Source organism: Peptoniphilus indolicus (assembly GCF_900454665.1).
GTDB lineage: Bacteria > Bacillota > Clostridia > Tissierellales > Peptoniphilaceae > Peptoniphilus > Peptoniphilus indolicus.
Genome location: NZ_UGTH01000001.1, coordinates 1,998,227 through 2,020,811, shown reverse-complemented (window position 1 = coordinate 2,020,811; position 22,585 = coordinate 1,998,227). Strand labels below are relative to the sequence as shown.

At 28.7% G+C, this 22,585-nt stretch carries 20 protein-coding genes and 1 tRNA gene; 19 read left to right on the top strand and 2 right to left on the bottom strand.

Annotation, left to right across the window (positions count from 1 at the left end; genetic code table 11):
• The first annotated feature begins 25 nt into the window (after positions 1-25).
• Together efp and DYE58_RS09765 are read left to right on the top strand one after the other, a co-directional pair.
• Positions 26-583 (top strand): elongation factor P, encoded by a 558-nt coding sequence (gene efp, locus DYE58_RS09770; protein ID WP_004821712.1) that lies wholly within the window; start codon positions 26-28, stop codon positions 581-583.
• 22 nt (positions 584-605) lie between these two features.
• Positions 606-914: a CD1247 N-terminal domain-containing protein gene (locus DYE58_RS09765; protein ID WP_004821711.1), complete on the top strand. Its 309-nt coding sequence runs from the start codon at positions 606-608 to the stop codon at positions 912-914.
• A 234-nt stretch (positions 915-1,148) separates the two neighbouring features.
• Here the strand turns inward: DYE58_RS09765 and DYE58_RS09760 are convergent, their stop codons facing one another.
• Complete coding sequence (locus tag DYE58_RS09760) at positions 1,149-1,682, bottom strand: IS630 family transposase (protein ID WP_115312268.1); 534 nt, start codon at positions 1,680-1,682, stop codon at positions 1,149-1,151.
• A 5-nt stretch (positions 1,683-1,687) separates the two neighbouring features.
• Positions 1,688-2,206: a helix-turn-helix domain-containing protein gene (locus tag DYE58_RS09755; RefSeq protein ID WP_115312267.1), complete on the bottom strand. Its 519-nt coding sequence runs from the start codon at positions 2,204-2,206 to the stop codon at positions 1,688-1,690.
• Positions 2,207-2,626: 420 nt separating this feature from the next.
• Here DYE58_RS09755 and topA point away from each other — a divergent pair, with 420 nt between their 5' ends.
• The 17 genes from topA (at position 2,627) to alr (ending at position 22,531) form a co-directional block, all read left to right on the top strand.
• The gene (gene topA / locus DYE58_RS09750; RefSeq protein WP_004821709.1) at positions 2,627-4,699 is read left to right on the top strand and encodes a type I DNA topoisomerase; all 2,073 of its coding nucleotides are present in this window, start codon (positions 2,627-2,629) and stop codon (positions 4,697-4,699) included.
• 2 nt (positions 4,700-4,701) lie between these two features.
• Positions 4,702-6,129: a GspE/PulE family protein gene (locus DYE58_RS09745; protein ID WP_004821707.1), complete on the top strand. Its 1,428-nt coding sequence runs from the start codon at positions 4,702-4,704 to the stop codon at positions 6,127-6,129.
• Positions 6,126-7,304, top strand: a complete 1,179-nt coding sequence (locus DYE58_RS09740) for a type II secretion system F family protein (RefSeq protein ID WP_115312266.1) — start codon at positions 6,126-6,128, stop codon at positions 7,302-7,304. The genes DYE58_RS09745 and DYE58_RS09740 overlap by 4 nt, the downstream gene beginning before the upstream one ends.
• A 9-nt stretch (positions 7,305-7,313) precedes the next feature.
• Positions 7,314-7,688, top strand: a complete 375-nt coding sequence (locus DYE58_RS09735; RefSeq protein WP_004823560.1) for a type II secretion system protein — start codon at positions 7,314-7,316, stop codon at positions 7,686-7,688.
• On the top strand, positions 7,685-8,374 hold the full coding sequence (locus tag DYE58_RS09730; RefSeq protein ID WP_115312265.1) for a prepilin peptidase: 690 nt from the start codon (positions 7,685-7,687) through the stop codon (positions 8,372-8,374). Before DYE58_RS09735 ends, DYE58_RS09730 begins: the two co-directional genes overlap by 4 nt.
• Positions 8,371-9,618, top strand: a complete 1,248-nt coding sequence (locus DYE58_RS09725; RefSeq protein ID WP_115312264.1) for a type IV pilus biogenesis protein PilM — start codon at positions 8,371-8,373, stop codon at positions 9,616-9,618. The genes DYE58_RS09730 and DYE58_RS09725 overlap by 4 nt, the downstream gene beginning before the upstream one ends.
• Positions 9,605-10,582, top strand: coding sequence for an AIR synthase related protein (locus DYE58_RS09720; protein WP_004821702.1), 978 nt, complete (start codon positions 9,605-9,607; stop codon positions 10,580-10,582). The genes DYE58_RS09725 and DYE58_RS09720 overlap by 14 nt, the downstream gene beginning before the upstream one ends.
• A gap of 56 nt (positions 10,583-10,638) precedes the next feature.
• Positions 10,639-11,976, top strand: a complete 1,338-nt coding sequence (locus tag DYE58_RS09715) for an N-acetylmuramoyl-L-alanine amidase (RefSeq protein ID WP_115312263.1) — start codon at positions 10,639-10,641, stop codon at positions 11,974-11,976.
• Positions 11,977-12,069: 93 nt separating this feature from the next.
• Positions 12,070-13,380: a ribonuclease PH gene (rph, locus tag DYE58_RS11705; RefSeq protein WP_115312262.1), complete on the top strand. Its 1,311-nt coding sequence runs from the start codon at positions 12,070-12,072 to the stop codon at positions 13,378-13,380.
• Positions 13,381-13,482: 102 nt separating this feature from the next.
• Positions 13,483-13,558 (top strand) — tRNA-Trp (locus DYE58_RS09705).
• A 187-nt stretch (positions 13,559-13,745) separates the two neighbouring features.
• Positions 13,746-14,720, top strand: coding sequence for a phosphate acyltransferase PlsX (gene plsX / locus DYE58_RS09700; RefSeq protein WP_115312261.1), 975 nt, complete (start codon positions 13,746-13,748; stop codon positions 14,718-14,720).
• Between the two features lie 4 nt (positions 14,721-14,724).
• Positions 14,725-14,961 (top strand): acyl carrier protein, encoded by a 237-nt coding sequence (gene acpP, locus DYE58_RS09695; RefSeq protein ID WP_004821689.1) that lies wholly within the window; start codon positions 14,725-14,727, stop codon positions 14,959-14,961.
• Positions 14,954-15,655 carry a ribonuclease III gene (gene rnc, locus DYE58_RS09690; protein WP_172463332.1) on the top strand — a complete coding sequence of 234 codons (702 nt, stop codon included), beginning with the start codon at positions 14,954-14,956 and terminating at the stop codon, positions 15,653-15,655. Before acpP ends, rnc begins: the two co-directional genes overlap by 8 nt.
• On the top strand, positions 15,648-16,685 hold the full coding sequence (locus DYE58_RS09685; RefSeq protein ID WP_115312259.1) for an elongator complex protein 3: 1,038 nt from the start codon (positions 15,648-15,650) through the stop codon (positions 16,683-16,685). Before rnc ends, DYE58_RS09685 begins: the two co-directional genes overlap by 8 nt.
• Positions 16,686-20,198, top strand: a complete 3,513-nt coding sequence (gene smc / locus DYE58_RS09680) for a chromosome segregation protein SMC (protein ID WP_115312258.1) — start codon at positions 16,686-16,688, stop codon at positions 20,196-20,198.
• Positions 20,199-20,207: 9 nt separating this feature from the next.
• Positions 20,208-21,365 carry a signal recognition particle-docking protein FtsY gene (gene ftsY, locus DYE58_RS09675; RefSeq protein WP_115312257.1) on the top strand — a complete coding sequence of 386 codons (1,158 nt, stop codon included), beginning with the start codon at positions 20,208-20,210 and terminating at the stop codon, positions 21,363-21,365.
• Positions 21,366-21,373: 8 nt separating this feature from the next.
• Positions 21,374-22,531 (top strand): alanine racemase, encoded by a 1,158-nt coding sequence (gene alr, locus DYE58_RS09670; RefSeq protein WP_004821675.1) that lies wholly within the window; start codon positions 21,374-21,376, stop codon positions 22,529-22,531.
• Positions 22,532-22,585 lie beyond the last annotated feature (54 nt).

Here is a 22,585-nt window from a genome sequence, read left to right as displayed (position 1 = left end):
AAGAGAAAATTTAGGAGGTAAATTTATGATATCAGCAGGTGATTTAAGAAAAGGCGTTACGTTTGTAATGGATGGAGATGTTTATGAAATTATAGACTTCCAACACGTTAAGCCTGGAAAAGGAGCTGCTTTTGTTAGAGTAAAAATTAAATCAGTACTTACTGGTGGAGCTAGAGAAACAACTTTTAACCCTTCAGAAAAATTTGAAAAGGCAGTTATAGAAACTAAAGAAATGCAATATCTTTATAGTGATGGAGAACTTTATTATTTCATGGATAATGAAACATATGAACAAATTCCATTGGAAAAAGATGTAGTAGAAGATGCTCTTAATTTTATGAGAGAGAATGATGTAGCTGTTATTAATTTTTATAAAGGTAAACCATTTAGAGTTGCACCTGCAAACTTTGTTGAATTAGAAGTAACACAAACTGAGCCGGGAGTAAAAGGAGACACTTCATCAGGTGGAAATAAACCTGCTACAGTTGAAACAGGATTTACCCTAAATGTTCCACTCTTTGTAAATACAGGCGATGTTATCAGAATTGATACAAGAACAGGGGAGTACATGTCTAGAGTATAATCTAGAGAATTAGGAGGAAACTATGGAAAACTTAAAAGCAAGAATTGCTTATCTAGAAGGTCTAGCAGATGGATGCGAGATTGATGAAACTTCAAAAGAAGGACGTATTTTAGTTGAACTTATTGATGTACTTGGAGATTTAGTTGAAGAGATTCAAAGCCAACAAGAAGATATGGACGAATATCTTGATCTACTAGATGAAGATTTATCAGATCTTGAAGATTATGTATATGACGAAGACGAAGATGATGACTTCGATCTATACGATGAAGATTATGATGATTTATTCTACGATGAATTTGAAGATTCAGATTTAGAAGTAGAAGAATAAATTTAATTGGGCCGAAAGGCCCTTTTTTAGGCTCTAAAATATCTGGGGGAGTAAATCTCTAACAGATATTTTTGTAAAAAAAATTGCACTTATATGCATTTAGTCCTAAACTTTAATTAGCAAAACCAAAGATTGGAGGTACATATAAGTGCAAAATAATAATATCATGAATTTGTTTGGTTTTAAAGATGTAGTTTTTGATAGTTTTAATGAGGATAATGAATTTGTCCATGTTCATGCTTCTGTTCCTAATACTATTATCCTATTAAATCTATATATATATAACCAATCCCTATTGGTGATACTTTTAACCATCTCTTTTGTTAATTTATTTATCGTTTCACACAACATATCCACTACGTCTGATAATGTGTGGAAAAATTCATTTTTAAATCCCATAGTCCTAATTTGTTTCCAAATCTGTTCTATGGGGTTCATTTCTGGTGTATATGGTGGTATATGCATTATTTCTATGTTTTCCGGTATTCTTAATCCTTTGGATTTATGCCATATTGCTCCATCACATACTAGTAGTATCATATCATTCTTATAGGTTTTGGAGAGTTCTTTTAAAAATATGTTCGTACAGGCTGTATTACAATACGGCAATATTAAAAAGAAGTTTTCTCCTGTTGTTGGTTCTACTGCTCCATAAGTATATCTGTATTCTCTTAAATGATGACAAGGTACTGATGGTCTTATTTTATGGTTACCCCAACAGTATTTCGGCTTATTTATGCGACCGAATCCTACTTCATCTTGGAACATTATTCTTACTTTTTTATCCGGGTTAACGTTTCTAAGTTCTTTTGATCTGCTGTTAATTTTTTTGAGGTCTCTATGACCTCTTTACTTGCTTTCTTAGGATGTTTACTTCTTGGCATTATTTTTCTAAATCCGTGTCTTTTTAGTACTCTATATATTTGACCCGTTCCTATGGAATGTCCTACAAGCTTTACATATGCTTTTTCTATTTCTTTGGCTGTTACTATTTGTCCACTTTCTGCTTTTTCTTCAAATTGCTTTAGGAATTCTTTTTCTTCTTCAAAGCAGAGATTTCTATGATTGCCTTGTCTTTTTTTATTTTTTAATGCGTTTACAGAATCTTCTCTGTATGCTTTTAACCATGCGAATACTGTAGATTTTCCAACATCTAATTTTTCAGATATGGATTTGGCACTGTTGCCTTTAAGTTTTAGTATTATGGCTTTAATCCTTATATATTCTCTTTTGTTATTAGTTTTTTTGAGGTCTACTTCTAATTCTTGAATTTGTTTTTGTATATCTTTCATAATATTATTATACTACATTAAATCACACAATTGTATCTATTGTTTAACGGATATTAGTATTATAAAGTATTCCTTTAGATTAAGGAAGAAAATATAGATTTAATTAAGGAATTTATGGTGAAAGAAAAGAAAATAATATAATATAATTAAATAAAAGGAATTAACAGTCAAAGCTTCTACAAACGTAGGAGCTTTTTTATACAAAAATATCTGTTAGAGATTTACTCCCCAACAGATATTATAGAGCCTTTTTTTGTTTTTGGTGAATCAATTATACCAAATGTGATTTACTATGGGATTTTTTTAGTTCAATTTCATTTTACAATTAACAACTTATATTTAAAATTAAGTTGTATGAATTTATGTAGTTTGATATGATGAATAAAAAGATTAAGAAAATACTTAAAGGGAAGTGTTGATTTGACTAAGAATTTAGTCGTTGTAGAGTCGCCAACAAAGGCGAAGACAATAAAGAAAATGTTAGGTAAGAATTATAAAGTCATGGCATCAGTTGGACATATAAGAGATTTGCCTAAAAGTAGACTGGGAATTGACGTTGAAGGTAATTTTGATCCTGAATATATAAACATAAGAGGCAAAGGTCCTCTAATAAAGGAATTAAAGAAAGAAGCTAAAGACAGTGACAATATATACTTGGCAACTGACCCCGATAGAGAGGGAGAAGCTATATCTTGGCATTTAAGTTATATTTTAGGACTAGACCCAGATAAGCCGATAAGAGTAACTTTTAATGAAATAACAAAAGATACTGTCAAAGAAAATATTAAAAAACCGAGAAGTATTGACATAAGTTTAGTAGATGCCCAACAAGCTAGAAGAGTTTTGGATAGATTAGCAGGGTATAAAATATCTCCATTACTTTGGAAAAAAGTTAAAAGTGGTTTATCAGCTGGTAGAGTTCAGTCTGTGGTTTTAAAACTTATATGTGACCGAGAAAGAGAAATTGAAGAATTTATAGCAGAAGAGTATTGGTCTATAGAAGCAATATTAAAAAAAGGTAGAAAATCTTTTGAAACCAAATTTTATGGTAAATTTAAAAATGGTAAAAGTTTAAAAGTTGAATTAGCGAATGAAGAAGAAACTAAGGAAATTTTAAGAACAATAGATGAGGAAAATTTTATAGTACATTCTATAAAAGAAGGGACAAGGTCGAAGAATCCTTACAATCCTTTTACAACTTCTACTATGCAGCAAGAAGCTTCTAAAAAACTTGGGTTCACAACAAAAAAGACCATGATGGTTGCACAGAGCTTATATGAAGGGGTAACTTTACCTAAAGTTGGTTCAGTTGGTTTGATAACATATATGAGAACTGACTCAACTAGAATAAGTGATGAAGCTTTGAAAACAATAGAAGCTTATATAAATGGAGAAATAGGTAAAGAATATCTTGAGTTTCATAAGAGTAAAAATAAGAGCTCTAATGTACAAGATGCTCATGAATGTATAAGACCTACAGATGTATTTAAAACACCTTATTTAATAAAAGATTCTTTAACTAAAGACCAATTTAAATTATATGAGTTGATTTGGAAGAGGACAGTGAGTTCTCAAATGAAGCCTGCTCAATATGCAACAATGAATTTAGAAATTTTATCTAATGATAATATATTTAAAGCTTCAGGTTCTCAAATAAAGTTTGATGGTTTTTTAAGGGTATATAATTATTCAAATGAAAAGGATAATATACTACCCGAATTAAACGAAGAAGATATATTAAAAGCTAAAGAAGTTATTCCTAACCAACATTTTACTCAGCCGCCAGCAAGGTATAATGAGGCCAGTCTGATTAAATATTTGGAGGAATATGGGATAGGTAGACCTTCTACTTATTCACCTATAATTTCTACTCTACTTTCAAGATATTATGTAGTGATTGATGAAAAGAAACTTGTTCCAACAGAGCTTGGAGTTACAGTAAATGAAATTTTGACAGAAAATTTTTCTGATTTAATAAATAAAGATTTTACTGCGAATATGGAAACAAGCCTTGATGAGATAGCCGATGGAGAAAGACCATGGAAAGAAGTTATATCTTCTTTTTACTCAAAGCTAAAAGAAGACTTGGATAAAGCTGAAGAAAATATTGAAAAAGTTGAAATAAAAGAACAAGAAACTGATGTAATATGTGAAAAATGTGGCAGAAATATGGTTATAAAAATGGGAAGATATGGAAAGTTTTTAGCTTGTCCGGGATTTCCAGAATGTAGAAATACAAAACCTTTAGTTGAAAAAATAGGTGTAAAATGTCCTAAATGTGGAGGAGAAATAGTAGTTAAGAGGAGTAAAAAGGGTAGAAAGTTCTATGGTTGTGATAATTATCCTGAGTGTGATTTTGTAACTTGGAATAAACCAATAGATAAAATGTGCCCTAAATGTGATTCTATTTTGACAGAAATGGAAGGTAAGGGTAAAAAACGAATAAAGTGCAGCAATCAAAATTGTGATTATAGGGAAACAACAGAGGAATAAAAATGAATAGAGATGAGTTTATAGTCAAATTTCCAAAGACAATTTCTGAAAAATATAATGTAGTATTTAAAAACGAAGACAGAGATAGTATTACTTTTTTTACAGAAGAGTTAAACGGAAATGTTGAAAGTGCTTTAAAAATTATATTCGATAAAAATATAGTATTTGAAGTTGTTGATTCTAAGTTATTAAATTTAAAGAGAAATGAATTTTATAGTTTAGATGAAGATAAACTCATCTTAAATTTTTCTTTAAATTCAAACTATAATCTAAATTCGCTTGAATTTGAAAGTGATTCAGAAGCGGCAATAGCTCTTAACAATATAATTAAATACGCACTTGAAAAAGGAGCTTCTGATATACACTTTGATTCTAAAATAAACGAAGTTGTTGTTAGGCTTAGAATAGATGGAATTTTACAGGATGTTAGTAAAATATCTAAAGCAAGTTATAATTTGTTATCTACAAGGATAAAAGTAATATCAAATTTAGATTATACGATAAGAAATAAACCACTTGATGGGAGATTTTCTTTTAAAACTGAAGATAGATCTGTTGATATAAGAGTCGCAATTATTCCAACTACACTACAAGAAAAAATTGTACTTAGAATTTTAGATAAAACATCTGTAGATTTTACTATGAATGGAATAGGATTGTTTGGAGAAGATGCTGAAAAAGTTAAAAAACTGATAAGGCAACCAAATGGATTACTTCTTGTATCAGGGCCTACAGGAAGCGGGAAATCTTCAACTCTATATACAATTTTAAATCACTTATATTCAAGAGAATTAAATATTATAACTGTTGAAGACCCAGTTGAGTATAAGATAGATGGAATAAATCAAATTGAAATAAATAAAGAACTTGGCAGAAGTTTTAATGACGGATTAAAGAGTATACTTAGGCTTGACCCTGATAAGATAATGGTAGGGGAAATAAGAGACAGAGAAACAGCACAGACGGCTCTTAGAGCTGCCATAACTGGACATTTAGTGCTGTCCTCAATCCATACAAATGATTCTCCTTCAGCAATCTATAGATTAAAAGACATGGGAATAGAAAATTATTTAATATCAGCTGGACTTATAGGAATTATTTCGCAGAGATTAGTCAGAAAATTATGTGAATGTGCTGAACCAATTGAAGAGTATGTTGATATTTTTTCTAAAGAAATGACTCATTATAAACCAAAAGGTTGCTCAAAGTGTAGAAATGGATATGTTGGAAGAACTGCAGTTTTTGAAATCTTAATATTAACAGATGAGGTGAAAGAAGCAATAGTAAAAGAAGTATCATTAAGAGAATTTAGAGAGTTATGCTCTAAAAATATGGTTTCTTTAAAAGATAGTTTGGAAATAATGGTAGATTGTGGTTTGACTTCTTTAGATGAAGTGTATAAAAATGTTGAATCAGTAGGTGATTTATGATTTACAAATATACGGCTTTAGATGGAGATAAAAGATTAATTAACCAAATTGAGGCTGCTAGCTTATCGGAATGTGAAGAAAAATTACTTTCAATGGGTTTGAGAATTATAAAAGTAGAGCCTGTATCTAAACTAAATTTAGATGATTTATTTTCAAAAAAATTTAAAAATGAAGATTTGTATATAATGTTTTATCAACTTCATATTTTGATAAATTCGAAATTAAATGTGCCTGATGCGGTTTTGACTTTATCTAATAGCTATGAAAAACAAAAAGCCAAACATTTGAAGAATGTGTACAAGAATATTCTTGGAGGTTTTACTTTAGCAGAATCTCTAGGCAATGAAAATGTTTGTCCACAGTTTGCTGAAAATATGATAAAGATAGGTGAGGAATCTTCTAGTTTAAGTTTAATATTGGAAGAGCTTTCTAACTACTATTTTGAAAAAGAGATATTTAAAAAGAAAATTTATTCGGCATTTACATATCCAATTATTTTATTTATATCAACAATTATAATTAGTAATTTTTTAGTTTTATATATATTTCCTACATTTACTGAAATATTTTATAGCTCAGGGGTAGAATTGCCGATAATAACTAAAATATTAATAGGTTTTTCAAACTTTTTTAGAACAAATTTTTTCATTACAAGTTCTCTATTAATTTTAGTTGGAATAACATTATTTACTTATTTCAGAACGGAAGCGGGAAAGTTTAAATTTGAAAAATTTTTAATAAAATTTAAGTTGTATAGAGTAATTCAAGAGCATAATTTTATTTCTATGATGAGTTTTTTATTGAATTCAAAAGTAATTATGTCTAGTGCATTAGAAATTACAAGAGACTCTATTAGCAATCTACATATGAAAAAAGAAATAGAAAAATCTATAGAGAGACTGTACAGTGGGATTGATTTATCTAAGTCATTAGAAGAATCTGTATTTTTTGATAATATATCATTATCTATATTAAAAGTAGGAGAGCGAGCTTCGTCGGTAGATAAAGTTATTAAATCTCTGAAAGATTATTATGAAAAGAAATTAGAAATGGATTCAAAGAAGTTTTTGTCATTAATAGAGCCGATCATCATTCTTATTTTATCTATTTTTGTTGGATTTGTTGTATTGTCTATAGCAATTCCTATGTTCGATGTTGTCAACTATATTGGTTAGGAGGTAGTTATGAAGAATTTAAAAAAGAAAAAGGGGTTTACATTGGTTGAATTAGTAGTTGTAATAGCCATACTTTTGATTTTAGTGGCAATAGCTATTCCTAGATTTACTAAATCAAATCTATCTGCACAAGCAGCAGCACACAATTTAAACGTAAAAGAATTAAAAAATGCTGCAGTAATGTATTCGATTGAAAATCCGGAATCGACTGGAGCAATAACTCAAGAAAATTTGACGCCTTATTTTGAAGGCAAGTTTCCTAAACCAGTTAAAGCACTTAAGAAAGACTCATTTAGTGTTTCTATAGATAAAAATGGTAATGTTACAGTTACTCCCGGAGAAGTAAAAATAGAAGGAGACCAATTAGTCTCAGTAGAAAAATGATAGTTATAATATTTATATTAGGAGCTATAGCAGGATCGGCTCTAGCTTGTTTCAATTATAGAAGGAATGACATAAAATCTTTTATATTTGGAAAATCTGAATGTGAAAGTTGTCATACAAAAATAAAGCCTTTTGAAAATATACCTATAGCTTCATTTATTTTATTAAAAGGAAAGTGCTCAAATTGCAATGAAAAAATTGATTTTATAAATTTTTTATATGAAATTATAACACCAATTTGTTTTATATTGGCATATATTAAATATGGTTTAAGCTATAATTTTATAATATTATTATCGCAAATATTACTTTTATTAAGTATTTCATTTACTGATTTCAAAATGAAAGAAGTATATTCTGTAGATTTATGCATTTTATTTGGAATTAGTTTATTAAATTTGTTTGAAGGAGAAGCAATTGTTTCAATTTTAGTTTCTTGTGTAATAGGAGGAATATTTTATATATTTACTAGATTTTCGGTTATGGGAGAAGCTGATGTCATATTGGGATTTATAAGTGGTTTTTATGCAAAAACATATATGGATGGATTTCTAATTTTTAGAAATAGTTTTATACTTGCTGCAATATATGCTTTAATACTAATTTTTATTTACAAAAAAGATAGAAAATTTGAATTCGCATTTTGTCCATTTATTTCTATGGCAATTTTTACGGTGATATTATGAATAAACGCACAATTTTTTTATTTGAAGATTTAAAAATATTTATATTAAACAATTTTAGGAATGAGATAGTTTTGTATCCTCAATTGATAGAAAATGGAGAAATATTAGATACTAACTATGTATATTATTTGATGAAGAAAAAAATTGAAACTTTAAACATAAAAAATAAAGTTTTATTTTTAGTAAATTCATCTAAGTTTTTAAAATTTGATATAGATGTATCTAATATAAAAAAAGATGAGTATGAGTCGTATATATATTATGAGCTACAAAAATTAGTGCCTACAGATATGAGTGAATATGATTTTACATATGAATATGATGAAAATTTAGTAAACGTAAGGTTGGTAGCTAAATCTTTTTTGGATAAATATAAAGATTTAGCAAAAAATTTAAACTTAAAATTAGAAGGAGTATTCTACATAGATGATGTTTTAATTCAAAATAATTATATAAATTATTCGTTAAATAGAATAAAAGTTATTCAAAATGGTTTAAAAAAGGAAATATTCTCAAATGAATTGGCAAAAAAATTTGAAATGTATGATTTAAGTGGTGAAGATATTTCAAATTTATATCTGAAAAAGTTTGTTGGAATAGATAGTGATATAGTAGAAAAACTTGATGAGTTATTACAAAATCTCAAATATGAAAGAATTAATTGGCTTGATAGATTTGCAAGTGAAAAACAATACGTATACTTTGGAGACTTGCCAATAGAGAGTTTATCAAAAAAATATGTTTTTAAAAATTTAGAGATTGATGATATAAATTTAAAAAATAATTTTATAAAGAGTAAAAATAAAAATAGCGTGAATATATTTTTAATAATTGGAGCATTAATTTTATTAAATCTATGCATATTTATTTTATTAAATAATAGAGAAAATAAATTAAAAACGGAGTTTTCAAATTCTTTAAAAGAAATAGCTTTAGAAAAAGATAAAAACACTACATTAAAAGATGACAGAGAAAAAGATGAAAAAGGGATTGAAGGATACAATAAAAAGTTTGAATCATTAGTTGAGAATTTTGAAAATATAAGTAATACTGATATATTTTTTGAGGAATATAAATTTTTAGAAAATAGAGTTACAATAAAAGGAGCTGCAAATTCTACAGCAGTTTTAGAAGATTTGCTAAAAAAACAAAAAAATATAAAGCTGATTTCAAGTTCTGTAAGAAATGGATACTTGTATTTTGAAATTGAAGTTGGATTGAGGGATTTAGATGAAGATAGGTAAGTTAACAGATGATGAATTAAAAGAGCATATATTTAAACACATTTCAAATTGTAGAAAAGAAGTTTTGAAAAAATCAGATATAGGAATAGATACAGCAGTTTTGGATTTAAAGGATGATTTAGTGGTTCTATCAGTAGACCCAATTACCGGGACTAATTGTGGAATAGGTAAACTATCTGTAAATATATCTTGTAATGATGTTGCAACAGAAGGAGCTACTCCGGTTGGAATATTACTCAGTGTTTTAGCTCCACCAAGCTGTGAATTAAAAGATTTAGAAGAAGTAATGATAGAAGCTAGCGATGAATGTAAAAAAATGAATATTGACATAATAGGCGGACATACAGAAATAACTGATGCTGTGAATAAGATAATAGTGACATCGGTTGTGGTTGGAAAGTTAAATAGAAATTCTGTGCTAAATAAAAAATTAGTTAAAAATGGAGATATAGTTTGTGTATCTAAGTATATAGCAATGGAAGGCACATATATAGTGACAAACGAAAAGAAGGGTTTATTAAATTTAACTGAAACGGAAATTAAAGAAATAGATGAGATGGGAGAAAGTATTTCTATCGTGAAAGAGGCAATGCTAGCAAAAGAAAATAATGTTAAATTTATGCATGACATAACAGAGGGTGGTGTATATGGTGCTCTTTGGGAAAGCAGTGAGTTCTTAAAGAAAAAATTTATTATTGAGAAAGAAAGAATTCCTTTAAAAAAAGTGAGTAAAAAAATTTGTAGTGAACTTTCTTTAGATCCATACAGGCTTATCTCAAGTGGTTCATTAATTATGGTTTTTGGTGAAAAGGATTTTGAAAATTTCAAGTCAAAATGTGAGTATGAAAATATAAAAGTAACTAACATAGGATATGTTGCTGAGGGAAGTGGAATAGAAGTAATATCTGAAGTGAATGAGTTAATAGAAAATACAACAGTGGATGAGCTATACAAGATACTTTAAGTAATATTTGAAAAAGTTTTTGATAAGTGGTATAAATTATAGAGTAAGGGGGAATTATGGAATATAAACGAATTATATTATTGGTGTTTATTATTTCTATTTTTATACCGACAAATATTTATGCTAACAACGTACTTAATATAAAAATTGATAATAAAAATGCGCAAGTAAATAAAGTTAATGTAAAAGTTAATGGAGAAATTTTAAAAGTTGATTATACGGCTTATACTATAGGTGGTAGAACTTTTGTACCTATAAGAGAGCTTACGGAAAGCTTAGGAGCAAAAGTATTTTGGGATAATAAAACAAATAGTGCTACTATAGAAAATAAAAAGCAGTCTATAAAGATGAAGATTGACTCTGATGTGATTTATATAAATAGTGTTAAAAATACAATTTCAAAAGATTCTATACCTAAATTTGCAACGTACTCAACTCCTAAATACGAGACAAAGACAATGGTACCACTAAGATTTTTATCAGAGACTTTTGGATATTCAGTTTCTTGGGATCAAGAATCTCAGACTGCAATAGTAAATACTACTAAAGAAGCTAAACCTATAAGTCAAGAGACATCTGAATCTAAAAATAATACTAAAACAGAGATTAAAGTTGATTCTAAAACAAGTGATAAGGAAAATTCTGAAAAAAAAGCTGCTGCATTGACTATAAATGATACAAAAAATGGTATAATAGTTAAACCTAAAAAGACAGATGGTTTTAGGTCAGAAAATGAACTCAAACAAATGAAAGAACTTGATAAGGCAGAACAACTTGTAGAACCTCAAAAAAAGAGAAATATTTCAAAGACTCTTAAGAAAAAAGGTAAAGTTACAATAGTTTTAGATGCAGGTCATGGCGGTAAGGATAGTGGTGGACTTAGTAAAGATGGGTATATGGAAAAAGTACCTACTTTAAAAGTTGCTAAAAGATTATCTGAAAAATTAAAAGATAAGGGCTATGAAGTAATAATGACTAGAGATAGTGATGTATATATTGAACTTTTGGATAGAGCAGGGATTTCAAATGATTCGGAAGCAGAATTATTTTTATCAATTCATTTCAATTGTTCTGTAAATACAGAAGCTAGTGGAGTAGAAACTTTTTATGCCAGTGAAAAGACTGTTGGTATAAAATCTGTTGAGCAAAAACCTTTTGCCCAAGAAATACAAAGAGCTGTAATATCAGCTACAGGAGCAAAGAGCAGAGGTGTTAAAGATGGTTCCAGTTATTTAGTATTAAATAAGACCAACACAGTAGCGGCTCTTGTTGAACTTGGATTTTTATCTAATTTAGAAGAGTTAGATAAAATTAAAGATGATGAATATATAGACAAATTAGTTGAAGGTGTTTATCAGGGAATAAATAACTATGTAGATAAGTATGTGGAATAAAGAGGTTTTTAACCAACATAAAATCATGGTTAGACCAAGAACTTAAAATTCTATTAAGAGAGGTCATCGACCTCTTTTCTTTTTGGAGGGAATATGAGAAAAGATAGAAATAATAATGAAATGAGAAATATAAAAATACAAAACAATTATTTAAATCATCCAGATGGCTCTGTTTTGATAGAATGTGGAAATACAAAAATTATATGTACAGCGATGATAGAAGATAAAGTACCTTTCTTTTTAAAGGGGAAAAATACTGGATGGCTATCAAGTGAATATTCTATGCTACCTGGCTCAACAGATACAAGAAAAGTTAGAGATTCTTCAAGAGGTAAAATTGACGGAAGAAGTCAAGAAATACAAAGATTAATCGGGAGAAGTTTAAGACAGGCTATAGATCTTTCAAAAATTGGTGAGAGAACAATATGGATTGATTGTGATGTAATATCTGCTGATGGGGGAACTAGAACAACTAGTATAAATGGAGCATATGTTGCATTAAAATTAGCAGTGGATAAATATATTGAAAAGGGAATTTTTAATGAAGATCCAATTATAAGTAAAATTGCAGCTTTGTCTGTAGGGGTAGTCAATGGAGAAAATCTAGTAGACCTGTGCTATAAAGAAGATTCGAAAGCTGATGTAGATTTAAACTTAGTAATAAATGATAAATTTGAATTTATTGAAATTCAAGGTACAGCAGAAGGTAGACCTTTTTCTTTAGATAGATTAAATCAATTATTGGATTTATCAAAGGAATCTTTCAATAAAATATTTGAGATTCAAGAAAAAGCAACTAAGAAAGCAAAAAAAATAGTTTTATCAACAGACAATGCACATAAAGTTGAAGAGATAAACAAAATTCTAGAAGGATTAGATGTTCAGATATTAACTAAATCTGAAATTTTAAAATCAAATTTAGAAGTTGAAGAAAACTCTGATACATTGCAAGGTAATGCACATTTAAAAGCTGTAGAGATGAAAAAATATACAAATTATGCAGTTATAGCAGATGATACAGGACTTTTTGTAGATGAGTTAAATGGAGAACCCGGTGTAAAATCAGCTAGGTATAATGAAAAATTTGACCATAATGATACAGAAAATAGAAAACTACTTCTTAAGAATTTAGAAAAATCTAGTAATAGAAAAGCTAAATTTAAAACAGTAATAGCTTATATTGGCGAAAATAATGAAGAAATATTTTTTGAAGGAGTATGCAAGGGTGATATAATTAAATCAGAAAAAGGTGATGCAGGATTTGGATATGACAGTATATTTGTTCCAAAAGGATATGATAAAACTTTTGCAGAACTTGGAAATGAAGAAAAAAATAAAATAAGTCATAGGTCAAATGCATTGAAAAAGTTTAGACAATTTATAGAAGATGAATTAAGTAAGTAAAGTGGTTCAAGTATAGATTTTCTAATTTGTCATATAAAGATATTAACTGGAAAATTTATACTTGAAAGATTATTAAATTTTTGATAAAATATTTTTTGTTGTAGGGGTATAGTTCAGTTGGTAGAACATTGGTCTCCAAAACCAAGTGCCGTGGGTTCGAGTCCTGCTACCCCTGCCATAAATTCAACCGTTATTTACTAATTTTTAGTGAATAGCGGTTTTTTATTGCTAATGTTAGCATTTATAATGTAAACTGAATTTATGGTGGAACTTAAAAAATATTTAATATAAGTGCGGTTAATCTATAAAATGAAATTGATTTTTTATAATATTTACTATATATTATTTTAGAATGGAGGGGTAGCTTGAAGATATTATTCGATGCCAATGGAGGAGATAATGCACCTTTTGAAATAGTGAAAGGAGCTATAGATGCAAGAAACGAACTTGGAGTTGAAATAGCTTTTGTAGGAAATGAAGATTCTATAAGAAGTTCGCTTAATAAATTAAATGAAAAAGCTGAAATAGTAAATGCAAGCGAGAATATTGAAAACAATGAAGAACCTGCTTTTGCTCTTAGGAAAAAGAAAGACTCTTCTACAGTAGTTGGACTTAGTCTTTTAAAAGAAAAAAAATATGATGCTTTTGTATCGGCAGGAAGTACAGGTGCATTACTTGCTGGTGGTCTATTTATAATTGGAAGAATAGATAATGTAAAAAGAGCTGTGTTACCAACTTCTATACCTAATTTAAAAGGTTCTACATTGGTTATAGATTCTGGTGCGAATATGGATTGTAGTGAAGATTTATTATTACAATTTGCAAAGATGGGCGACCAATATTTAAAAATAAATGGAATCGAAAATCCTAGAGTAGGACTTTTGAATGTTGGTGTTGAAGAACACAAAGGGAATACTTTAACAAAGGCTGTATATCCTCTACTTAAAGATTCAGGATTAAACTTTATTGGAAATGTAGAGGCGAGAGATTTATCTTTGGGAGTTTGTGATTTAGTAGTTTGTGATGGTTTTATAGGAAATGTACTTTTAAAGACTACAGAAGGTACAGCTTATTTTGTTTCTAAAATGCTTGAAAGTTTGGTTGGAAAAGCCAATTTATCATCAGAAATGCTGAAAGAAGTAGGAAGTTTAATGATTAAAGCTAAAAAATCTTTAGACTACAGCGAAATTGGAGGGGCATTGTTACTTGGAATAAAAGAAATAGTAATAAAAGCGCATGGAAGTTCTGATAGCAAGGCTATTAGGAATGCAACAAAACAAGCTTTACAGGCATATGAAACAAAAATAGTTGAAAAAATAGGATTAATTTTTAATAGGTGAGGAAATGAGAGAGAGAATTTTACAATTAATAGCAGATCAATTTGGAAGAGATGTAGATGAATTAGAAGAAGATATGACATTTGTTGATGATTTAGGTGCAGATTCTATAGATATAGTTGAACTTGTAATGAGTATTGAAGATGAGTTCTCAATAGAACTTGAAGAAGACCACTTAAAAGAATTATCAACAATTTCTGATGTTATTGAATACGCAAAAGAATTGAACATTGAAGGTGAATAATAAGGATATAAAAAAATTATGTTCTATAATAGATTATAATTTTAATAATGATTTATATTTAGAAACTGCACTTGTGCATTCGTCGTATTTAAATGAAAATGAATCTTATCAAAAAAATAATCAGAGACTTGAATTTTTAGGAGATGCTGTTTTAGAACTTGTTATAACCGAAGAATTATTTTTAAATAATTTGAATATGAGAGAGGGAAAGTTATCTCAGCTTAGAAGTAAAATTGTAAGTGAACAAGCTCTGTATAAAATTGCTAAAGATATAAATTTAGGGATGTTTATTAAATTTGGTAGAGGAGAGTACAAAGCCGATGGGAATTATCGAGCTTCTATAATGGCGGATGCGTTAGAGGCCTTGATAGGAGCTGTGTATTTAGATGGTGGGCTTTCTAGCGCTAAAAAAGTGGTCTTAAGTCTATGTGATGAAAATATAAGAGCTGCTCTTTCTAATAAAATAAATATTGATTATAAAACACTACTTCAAGAGTTTTCTCAAAGAGATTCGAAAAAAGAAGTAGAATATGTTTTAAGAGAAGAAAAGGGACCTGACAATAATAAGACATTTTTTTATGACTTGTTTTTAAATGGCGAACTATTAGCTAAAGGAGAGGGCTCGTCTAAAAAGAAAGCTCAACAAATGGCAGCTAAAGAGTGTTTAATAAAATTAGGAGAGATATATGAGTAAAAAAAATATAATACCAATTTTTGTACCTCATGAAGGCTGTCCAAATGATTGTGTTTTTTGTAATCAGAGAAAGATTACTGGTATTTCTACGTCTATAACTGAAAAAGATATTAGAGATACTATCGAAACATATTCATCATATTTTAAAAATGATAATAAATTTGAAATTGCCCTCTACGGAGGGTCTTTTACTGCAATTGACATAGACACACAAGAGTGGATTTTAAAGTTAATAAATAAATATATTGAACCGAATAGATTTGATTCAATTAGATTGTCTACAAGACCTGATGCAATAGATGAAAAAAGATTGAATTTATTAAAAAAATATAATGTTAAAACGATAGAATTAGGCGTACAGAGTTTAGATAAAGATGTACTTCGACTTTCAAAACGTGGTCATAGTGTAGCGTCAGTTTATAAGTCGGCTGAGCTTATAAAAAAGTTTGGATTTGAACTTGGTTTACAACAGATGTTAGGCCTATATGGGGATGAACTTGAAAAAAGTATATATACAGCAGAAGAATTTATTAAAATAAATCCTAAATTTGTGCGAATATATCCTACACTTGTAATAAAAGATACAGAATTAGAGATGTTATATAACTCTGGGCTTTATACTCCACAAAGTGTTGAAGAAGCTGTAAGTTGGATAAAGAAATTATTGCCTATGTACACTAAAGCTGGCATAGAAGTTATACGAGTGGGGTTACAACCTACTGACAACATCCAATTAGGGAAAGATGTTGTGGCAGGGCCTTTCCATCCGGCTATAAGACAATTAGTTGAAAGCGAATTGATAACTGAACAGATAATAAAGTTATTAGAACTTGAAAATGTCAATAGTATAAAAGTTGTTGCCTCAGGAAGAAATATTTCGTTGATAGCTGGAAATAAAGGTGTAGGCAAAAAACATTTAATAGAAGCTCTAAATTTAGAAAATGTAGAAATGAAGATAGATAATAATTTAAATGATATGATTCAAATATCTTTTAATGAAAATATTATATCTTTTAAGGCTGGTGAGTAAATGATTTTAAAATCCATATACATACAAGGATTTAAATCTTTTTTAAATAAAACTAAAATTGATTTTAATAATTCAATAACAGCTATAGTTGGACCAAATGGAAGCGGGAAAAGTAATATAACTGATGCAATTATTTGGGTTTTAGGAGAAACTTCTATTAAGAATCTTAGAGGAAGTAAGATGGAGGATGTAATTTTCTCTGGAACTGACAAACGAAAAGCTACAGGATTTGCAGAAGTTAGTATAGTTTTTGACAATTCAGATGGAAGTATTCCTCTTGATTTTAGAGAAGTACAGATAACAAGAAGAATGTATCGATCTTTAGAGTCTGATTTCTTAATAAATGGCACTAAATGTAGATTAAAAGATATAAGAGAACTATTTCTAGATACTGGTATAGGAAAAGATGGATATTCACTTATCAGTCAAGGTCAGATAGATAGAATTTTAAGCAATAAACCTGATGAGAGAAGACAGATATTTGAAGAAGCAGCTGGTGTTTCAAAGTTTAAATTAAGAAAACACGAAAGTGAATTAAAATTAAAGAGGACTAAGGAAAATATACTTAGACTAAATGATATTTTATCTGAGCTTGAATCAAGAGAAAAAGATTTAAAAAAAGCTTCTGAAGATGCAACTATTTATTTAGAAAAAAGTAAAGAACTTAAAAGATTGGAAATAAATTTAGCAGCCTATGAACTTGTAGACTTAGATAAAAAAGTTGGCGAAGCTGAGCAGGAATTAACAGAGAATGAACAAAATTTATCTTATGTTATCAAAAATATAGAAGAGTTTAAAGCAAAAATAGAAAATATTTCTTTAGAGAGTGAAAAAACTGAAGAAGAAGCAGAACTTGTCAGAAATGAACTAAAGGAATTTGAATTAAATATTCAAAGAGAAAAGTCTGAACTTGATGTTGTATTAGTGAAGTTGGAAAACTATACTAAAAATTTAGAAAATGATAAAAACTTGTTAAAAGAATTAGAAGATTCTTCAGTAAAAGCTGATTCTAGAATTTTAGAGTTAGAAAAAGATAAATCAGAATATGAGTTTAAAATTGAAGAATTAAAAACTGAACAAAATGATTTTGTCAAAAAAATATATGATTTATCAGTTGAGCTTAAAAACAAAGAAGAAGAAATAAATTCATATAATGTTGGAATAAAAAATATAGAAAATGAATTGTCAGCAATAAATTCAAAATTAAGTATTTTGAATGTTATGAAGTCTGAAAAAAATAGTAGGCTTGACAATATTAAAGAAAATTTAAAAACTTTATATTCTAACAATGAAGAAATTGAAGAATTAAGAGAAAGTGCTGAGAAAAAATATAACTCTATTAAAGAAAATTTGGATGCTCTTAGAAAAAAATCGGAAGTAAGTAAAAGAGAAAGAGAAAAGGCGAACAGCGAAGTAATTTCTAATTATAATAGTTTGCAAGAGTTGCAAAAGAAGATTTCTCATACAGAAGCACAATATACAGCCCTTAAAAATTTAAATAATTCTTTTGAAGGTTACAACAAAAGTGTAAAAAGCCTTATGAATATCACCAAACGAGGTGATTTTGAGCAAGAGATAGTAGGACCTGTTGCAGAGAATTTTAAAGTAAAAAAAGAATATGAAACAGCCATATCTGTTGCATTGGGTGGAGCTTTACAGAATATAATTGTAGATAAATTAAACTCTGCTAAAAAAATAATAGAATACTTAAACACTAAAAAGATGGGTAGAGTAACTTTTTTACCTATTGATAGTATGAAGTTTAAATCATCTGGTGACGTTCCAAAAGATAGTAATATATTGGGATTAGGTTACGAGCTTATAGAATTTAAACCTGAATTTGAAAATATATTTAAAAATCTATTGGGAAGAACTTTGGTTGTTAAAGATTTTGTTTCAGGGACAACTATTGCTAAACAGTTTGGGGCTCGGTATAGAGTTGTAACTTTAAGAGGGGACAGTTTTAATATAGGTGGCTCTGTAACTGGAGGAAGCTTAAATAAATTTAGTTCTGAAATAATATCTAGAAAAAATGAATTAGATGACTTACAAAAACAAATTTCGAATTTATCAAATTCTGAAAAGCAGCTTGAGAGTCAATATGATAAATCTAAACAGAATTTAAAAAGTATTGATGAAGAGATTAATTCAGATCTAAAAGAAGAATTGGCTTTAAGCCAAGAGATAATAAAAGTTGAAAATAATTTATCTGGATTGACAAATTCTGTTAAATCAAACCAAATTTATATTGAAAAATATAAAAGTGAAGAAGCTGAACTTACAAAACAGATAGAAGAAGATAAACTTACATTTGAAGAATTATCAAATAATAAGGAAAGACTTAACCAAAAAATTAATGAGACAAATTCTGATATAAGTGATGAAAAGTTTGAGAATTTAAAAGAAGATTTAGAAAAATTAAAAGAGAAAAAATTTCAATTAACACTTACCATAAATGATTTTGTTTCAAAGATAACTTCAATTAAGAGTGAAATAGAATTTATAAAAACTTCAGAACATAATGCTCAGATAAATCGAGATAATATAAAAAATAGTATTATTAATGCTAATTTAGAAATAGAAAGACTTAATCAAAAAATATCGACTTCAAATATAGATATTGAGGCAATAAATAATTCAAAATCTGAAATTGAAAATAGAGTTTTTTTAGTTGAAGAAAAAAGAAAGAAAAATAATTTAGAATTAAAAGCTAACAGACAAGAGTTGGAAAATTATCAAGAAAAGCGTATTGTCCTAGAATCAGAAATAGCTAAAATTGGTTCCAAAATAGATAGAGTTAAGGATAGAATTTCTATAATAAAAGAGCATATTTTTGAAACTTATGGGATAGTTGAATTTGATGATGTACCAGAAGATTCTAAAGTTTCTAAGTCAAAAATTAATGAACTAAAACGAGAAATTGAAAGTTTGGGAAATGTAAATCTTGGAGCAGTTGAAGAATACCAGCTACTTGTTGAAAGACTGGGATTTACTAAAGAACAAATTGATGATATGCTTGAATCGCAAAAAGAAATAGAGCAGATAATATCTAAACTAGAGTCAGAAATGAAAGTTTTATTTTCTAATACTTTTAATAAGGTCTCCAAATATTTTGAAGAAATTTTCAAGATATTGTTTAATGGAGGAAGAGCTAAAATTGAATTGGAAGATACTGCATTAGAAGGTGGGATAGAAATAAAAGCTGAGCCGCCTGGGAAAAAATTGCAATCACTATCTTTGTTATCGGGGGGAGAGAGAGCTCTTACTGCTGTGGCACTTTTATTTGCATTGTTAAAAGTTAGACCAGCTCCGTTTTGTATACTAGATGAGATAGATGCAGCATTAGATGATGCAAATATAAAAAAATATGCTGATTATTTAATGACATTGGAAGATATTCAATTTATAATTATTACACATAGAAAATTAACCATGGAAATAGCAAATGTTTTATATGGTGTTACTATGGAGGAAAAAGGTATTAGCAAAATAATTTCTGTTAAACTCGATTAGGGGGGAACTATGTTTAAATGGATAAAAGATAAATTTAAGGGGAATAAAGCTGAAAATATTGAAGAAATAGATTTAAAAGAAGATATAGTTGAAAATATTGATGAGTCTATTGAAGAAAATACAGAAGAAGTAGGTATAGATTCTGTAGATGAAACTTCTAATTTTATTGCAATTGAAGATTATAAAGAAGAGATAGAAGAACCAACCTCGGTAGATGATTTAAATGAAGTTTTAGAAGAAGTAGAAGAAAAACCTAAATTTAATTTATTCAAAAAATTAAAAGATGGTCTTTCTAAAACAAGACAAGAGATGACTGTAAAGATAAACACTATTTTGGGAGCCTATGTAAAAATAGATGATGAATTATTAGAAGATTTGGAAGATATATTAATTTCGGCTGATATAGGTATGGAAACTACGATGAAATTAATTGACAATCTTAGAGAAACTATAATTCAAGAAAAAATAAATGACCCTAGTAAAGTCATTCCTCTATTAAAAGAAGAAATTAAAAAAATTATGAATCCTGACTTAGATTCTACAATAGAAACGTCTAACCAAACTGTTATATTAGTTATAGGGGTAAATGGAGTTGGTAAAACTACTACAATAGGTAAGTTATCTTCAAAATTGAAAAGCGAAGGCAAGAGTGTTCTCATTGCAGCGGCAGATACTTTTAGAGCGGCAGCAATAGATCAATTAAAAACTTGGGGAGATAGGGCTAATGTAGATGTAATAAGTCATTCAGAAGGTGCTGACCCGGCAGCTGTAATATATGATGGAATAAGTGCTGCAAAATCAAGAAATATAGATGTATTGATTTGTGATACTGCTGGTAGACTTCATAACAAAGCTAACTTAATGAAAGAATTAGAAAAAATAAATAAAATTATCTCTAGAGATTTTTCAAATGCAAAAAGGGAAACACTTTTAGTACTAGATGCGACTACAGGGCAAAATGCACTTAGCCAAGCTAAGTTATTTAAAGAAGTTGCAGATATAACTGGGATTGTTTTAACTAAACTTGATGGTACAGCAAAAGGTGGAGTAGTAATAGCACTACAAAGTGAGTTGGGCATACCTATAAAGTTAGTAGGTGTCGGAGAAAAAATAGAAGATTTACAAAAGTTTGAAATGGGTTCATTTATTGATGCCATTTTAGAGTGAGGCGCAATATGTTCAGTAGACCATCTAGAATTGAAATAGATTTAGATAAACTTGAAAGAAATATAGAAGCTATAAGAAGTCATATACCTGAATCAACTAAGATTATAGCTATAGTCAAAAGTAACGCTTATAGCATGGGAGATGTCGAAATAGTAAGGCATTTAATAGAAATTGGTGTTTATAATTTTGCAGTAGCGGCTATGTCAGAGGGAATTAGAATAAGACGGGAATTTAAAAATGTAGAAATATTAGTATTAGGATATACACCAGAATATCTATACGAAAGTTCAATAAGAAATAATTTGACTTTCACAGTGTATAGCTATGATACAGCTAAAAAGATAAATGAAGTATCCAAAAAAATTGGAATGACTACTAATATTCATATAAAGATAGACACAGGGATGAATCGTTTAGGATTCAAACCAACAGATGCAAGTTTAGCTGAAATAGAAAATATTTCAAAACTACCTAATACAAATATAACTGGTATTTTTTCTCATTTTGCTGATGCAGAAGAGAATCTGGAATTTACAAAGAACCAGTTTTCAAAATTTATTGATTTTACAGAGAGATTAGAAGCTAAAGGTATTGAGCTTGGTATGAAACATATAAATAATACAGGTGGGGTATTTTCGTATCCAGAATATTCATTAGATGCCGTTAGACCTGGTATAGCCATATATGGAACTCATGATGGGAATATAGAAGAAGCATTAAATTTTGGATTAGAATTTATCGCCAGTATAAAATCTGAAGTTGCTCATGTAAAAACGATTCAAAAAGGTGAGGGTGTTAGTTATGGCTTAGTATTTAAAGCTGAAAAGCCAACTAAGGTAGCTACTATACCAATAGGTTATTCAGATGGACTTTTAAGAGCTATGTCAGGTAAGATAGAAGTGCTTATTAAAGGGAAAAGATGTCGCCAAATAGGAGTTATATGTATGGATCAATTGATGGTCGATGTAACTGGAATAGAATGTGAAGTTGGCGATGAGGTAGTATTGGTTGGAGAGCAAGGTTCTGAAAAAATTTGGTTAAATGAATATTCAGAAGCTGCAGAAGAATGTAATACACCATTTTTAACACATTTGAGTCCTAGACTTTGCAGAGTATATACTAAAGATGGAAATATAATAAAATCTACAGATGAAATATTAAATTAAATGATTAACTCCTTTTAATTAAGCTCGTTAGAATGAAAATAAAAGGAGTTTTTT